Source organism: Variovorax sp. VaC1 (genome assembly GCF_043658315.1).
Lineage (GTDB): Bacteria > Pseudomonadota > Gammaproteobacteria > Burkholderiales > Burkholderiaceae_C > Variovorax.
The window spans coordinates 1-4,973 of record NZ_JBIGLT010000015.1; the positions used below are offsets into that span (position 1 = coordinate 1).

Annotated in this window: 2 tRNA genes and 3 rRNA genes; all 5 read right to left on the minus strand. The window is 50.4% G+C overall.

From position 1 onward, the window contains the following. Positions 1–156: 156 nt before the first annotated feature. A 5S ribosomal RNA gene (rrf, locus tag ACGLHS_RS32170) occupies positions 157–269 on the minus strand. A gap of 128 nt (positions 270–397) precedes the next feature. Further along, positions 398–3,270: ribosomal RNA gene (locus tag ACGLHS_RS32175) — 23S ribosomal RNA — on the minus strand. A 323-nt stretch (positions 3,271–3,593) separates the two neighbouring features. Further along, positions 3,594–3,669: transfer RNA gene (locus ACGLHS_RS32180), tRNA-Ala, on the minus strand. Between the two features lie 29 nt (positions 3,670–3,698). Next, positions 3,699–3,775 (minus strand) — tRNA-Ile (locus ACGLHS_RS32185). A 79-nt stretch (positions 3,776–3,854) separates the two neighbouring features. Then, a 16S ribosomal RNA gene (locus ACGLHS_RS32190) occupies positions 3,855–4,973 on the minus strand; the annotation flags it as partial.

Genomic DNA, 4,973 nt, shown 5'->3' on the forward strand with positions numbered 1-4,973 from the left:
TTCTTTTCTCGCCCGCTCCGTGCCTGCTATTCAAGCGTTGCTCTGGCTGTATTGATTTAGCTTTTTGTTCTTTATCTTTTGCTTCTCTGCGCTCTTTCGCGCGCGCAAAGCAAAAAACCCCAGTCATTGCTGACTGGGGTTTTCTGGGCTGTAAGAGCCTGACGATGACCTACTTTCACACGGGAACCCGCACTATCATCGGCGCTGAGTCGTTTCACTGTCCTGTTCGGGATGGGAAGGAGTGGTACCAACTCGCTATGGTCATCAGGCATAAAGGGTTGTCGCGCTGATCACATGATCAGTACAACGAATTCATAGAGTTTGGAATCAGCCTTTGGCGAATTATTTTGAATGCGTCAACTTGGCATAACACCTTGATCGGATTGATCAAAGTTATAGGGTCAAGCCGCACGAGCAATTAGTATCAGTTAGCTTAACGCATTACTGCGCTTCCACACCTGACCTATCAACGTCCTGGTCTTGAACGACTCTTTAGGGGGCTCAAGGCCCCGGCAGATCTCATCTTGAAACGAGTTTCCCGCTTAGATGCTTTCAGCGGTTATCTCTTCCACACTTAGCTACTCGGCAATGCCACTGGCGTGACAACCGATACACCAGAGGTGTGTCCACTCCGGTCCTCTCGTACTAGGAGCAGGCTTCCTCAAATCTGCAGCGCCCACGGAAGATAGGGACCAAACTGTCTCACGACGTTTTAAACCCAGCTCACGTACCTCTTTAAATGGCGAACAGCCATACCCTTGGGACCGGCTACAGCCCCAGGATGAGATGAGCCGACATCGAGGTGCCAAACACCGCCGTCGATATGAACTCTTGGGCGGTATCAGCCTGTTATCCCCAGAGTACCTTTTATCCGTTGAGCGATGGCCCTTCCATACAGAACCACCGGATCACTATGTCCTGCTTTCGCATCTGCTCGACTTGTCAGTCTCGCAGTTAAGCACGCTTATGCCATTGCACTATCGTCACGATGTCCGACCGTAACTAGCGTACCTTCGAACTCCTCCGTTACGCTTTGGGAGGAGACCGCCCCAGTCAAACTGCCTACCATGCACTGTCCCCGATCCAGATAATGGACCTAGGTTAGAACCTCAAACACACCAGGGTGGTATTTCAACGTTGGCTCCACAAGATCTAGCGACCCTGCTTCAAAGCCTCCCACCTATCCTACACAGATCTGTTCAAAGTCCAATACAAAGCTACAGTAAAGGTTCATGGGGTCTTTCCGTCTTTCCGCGGGGAGATTGCATCATCACAAACATTTCAACTTCGCTGAGTCTCAGGAGGAGACAGTGTGGCCATCGTTACGCCATTCGTGCAGGTCGGAACTTACCCGACAAGGAATTTCGCTACCTTAGGACCGTTATAGTTACGGCCGCCGTTTACTGGGACTTCAATCAAGAGCTTGCACCCCATCATTTAATCTTCCAGCACCGGGCAGGCGTCACACCCTATACGTCCACTTTCGTGTTTGCAGAGTGCTGTGTTTTTAATAAACAGTCGCAGCCACCGATTTTTTGCAACCCATTCATGCTTCGTTGTTCACTACACACTAATAGGGCACACCTTCTTCCGAAGTTACGGTGTCAATTTGCCGAGTTCCTTCTCCTGAGTTCTCTCAAGCGCCTTAGAATACTCATCTCGCGCACCAGTGTCGGTTTGCGGTACGGTCGTATATAGCTGAAGCTTAGTGGCTTTTCCTGGAACCTCGTTCAGTCACTTCACCAGCAAGCTGGCTCGATCGTTGGCCTCGGTATATGTGCACCGGATTTGCCTAGTGCACGCCTACATCCAACTAAACCGGGATATCCAACACCCGGATGACCTATTAAGATCCGTCCCCACATCGCACTATATATCGGTACAGGAATATTGACCTGTTTCCCATCAGCTACGCATCTCTGCCTCGCCTTAGGGGCCGACTCACTCTACGCCGATGAACGTTGCGTAGAAAACCTTGCGCTTACGGCGAGGGGGCTTTTCACCCCCTTTAACGCTACTCATGTCAGCATTCGCACTTCTGATACCTCCAGCACGCTTTACAACGCACCTTCACAGGCTTACAGAACGCTCTCCTACCACTTGCAATAAATTGCAAATCCGCAGCTTCGGTAACTGGCTTAGCCCCGTTACATCTTCCGCGCAGGACGACTCGATCAGTGAGCTATTACGCTTTCTTTAAATGATGGCTGCTTCTAAGCCAACATCCTGACTGTTTTAGCCTTCCCACTTCGTTTCCCACTTAGCCAATTTTAGGGACCTTAGCTGGCGGTCTGGGTTGTTTCCCTCTTGAGTCCGGACGTTAGCACCCGGTGCTCTGTCTCCCAAGCTGTACTCATCGGTATTCGGAGTTTGCCTTGGTTTGGTAAGTCGCCATGACCCCCTAGCCAAAACAGTGCTCTACCCCCGATGGTAATACTTGAGGCACTACCTAAATAGTTTTCGGAGAGAACCAGCTATTTCCAAGTTTGTTTAGCCTTTCACCCCTATCCACAGCTCATCCGCTAGTTTTGCAACACTAGTCGGTTCGGACCTCCAGTACCTGTTACGGCACCTTCATCCTGGCCATGGATAGATCACTTGGTTTCGGGTCTACACCCAGCGACTGATCGCCCTATTCGGACTCGATTTCTCTACGGCTTCCCTATTCGGTTAACCTTGCCACTGAATGTAAGTCGCTGACCCATTATACAAAAGGTACGCAGTCACCCCTTACGAGGCTCCTACTTTTTGTAAGCACGCGGTTTCAGGATCTATTTCACTCCCCTCCCGGGGTTCTTTTCGCCTTTCCCTCACGGTACTAGTTCACTATCGGTCAATGATGAGTATTTAGCCTTGGAGGATGGTCCCCCCATATTCAGACAGGATTTCTCGTGTCCCGCCCTACTTGTCGTTAGCTCAGTACCACACAGGTCATTTCACGTACGGGGCTATCACCCGCTATGGCCAGCCTTTCCAAGCTGTTCCGTTATGTCTTGTGCTATCACTAACAGGCTTCTCCGATTTCGCTCGCCACTACTTTCGGAATCTCGGTTGATGTCTTTTCCTCGAGCTACTGAGATGTTTCAGTTCACCCGGTTCGCCTCGCATGACTATGTATTCATCATGCGATACCTTTCGGTGGGTTTCCCCATTCGGAAATCTCCGGATCAAAGCTAATTTGCCAGCTCCCCGAAGCTTATCGCAGGCTATCACGTCCTTCGTCGCCTATCATTGCCAAGGCATCCACCACGTGCTCTTATTCACTTGACCCTATAACTTTGAGCTCTCCTTGCGGAGATCCAAAATCGTTTCAAGGAATTGCCAGGTCTTTCACCTGGCGCGTTATGCCGTTACATTCAAAATTCGATTTGACTCGAAATTGAAGTTTCTTTTGACGCAATCAAAAATTCTATGTTGCTGATGGCACGGTCTGCACTAAACCTTTACGAATGTGCAGTTTCCATCAACAACGCTGATTCGACTCTATGAATTTTTAAAGAACAGCCGATTGATCAAGAGATCCTGATCAACAACAAAGAAGCCTCATGCTTTCGCAAGAAGCTGCTTTGGTGTTGAATTAAGTATCGATTTATTGGTGGAGGATGACGGGATCGAACCGACGACCCCCTGCTTGCAAAGCAGGTGCTCTCCCAGCTGAGCTAATCCCCCAAAACTCTCACACGAGAAATCAGAAGATTTGGTGGGTCTAGTTGGGCTCGAACCAACGACCCCCGCCTTATCAAGACGGTGCTCTAACCAGCTGAGCTACAGACCCAATCGAGAATCAATGAAGATTTCGACTTCTTCCAACAACCGATAAGTGTGGGCGTTTAAATTAAATTGCTTGTTTCCAGAAAGGAGGTGATCCAGCCGCACCTTCCGATACGGCTACCTTGTTACGACTTCACCCCAGTCACGAACCCTGCCGTGGTAATCGCCCTCCTTGCGGTTAAGCTAACTACTTCTGGCAGAACCCGCTCCCATGGTGTGACGGGCGGTGTGTACAAGACCCGGGAACGTATTCACCGTGACATTCTGATCCACGATTACTAGCGATTCCGACTTCACGCAGTCGAGTTGCAGACTGCGATCCGGACTACGACTGGTTTTATGGGATTAGCTCCCCCTCGCGGGTTGGCAACCCTTTGTACCAGCCATTGTATGACGTGTGTAGCCCCACCTATAAGGGCCATGAGGACTTGACGTCATCCCCACCTTCCTCCGGTTTGTCACCGGCAGTCTCATTAGAGTGCCCAACTGAATGTAGCAACTAATGACAAGGGTTGCGCTCGTTGCGGGACTTAACCCAACATCTCACGACACGAGCTGACGACAGCCATGCAGCACCTGTGTTACGGTTCTCTTTCGAGCACTAAGCCATCTCTGGCGAATTCCGTACATGTCAAAGGTGGGTAAGGTTTTTCGCGTTGCATCGAATTAAACCACATCATCCACCGCTTGTGCGGGTCCCCGTCAATTCCTTTGAGTTTCAACCTTGCGGCCGTACTCCCCAGGCGGTCAACTTCACGCGTTAGCTTCGTTACTGAGTCAGTGAAGACCCAACAACCAGTTGACATCGTTTAGGGCGTGGACTACCAGGGTATCTAATCCTGTTTGCTCCCCACGCTTTCGTGCATGAGCGTCAGTACAGGTCCAGGGGATTGCCTTCGCCATCGGTGTTCCTCCGCATATCTACGCATTTCACTGCTACACGCGGAATTCCATCCCCCTCTACCGTACTCTAGCTATGCAGTCACAGATGCAGTTCCCAGGTTGAGCCCGGGGATTTCACAACTGTCTTACATAACCGCCTGCGCACGCTTTACGCCCAGTAATTCCGATTAACGCTTGCACCCTACGTATTACCGCGGCTGCTGGCACGTAGTTAGCCGGTGCTTATTCTTACGGTACCGTCATTAGCCCTCTTTATTAGAAAAGGCCGTTTCGTTCCGTACAAAAGCAGTTTACAACCC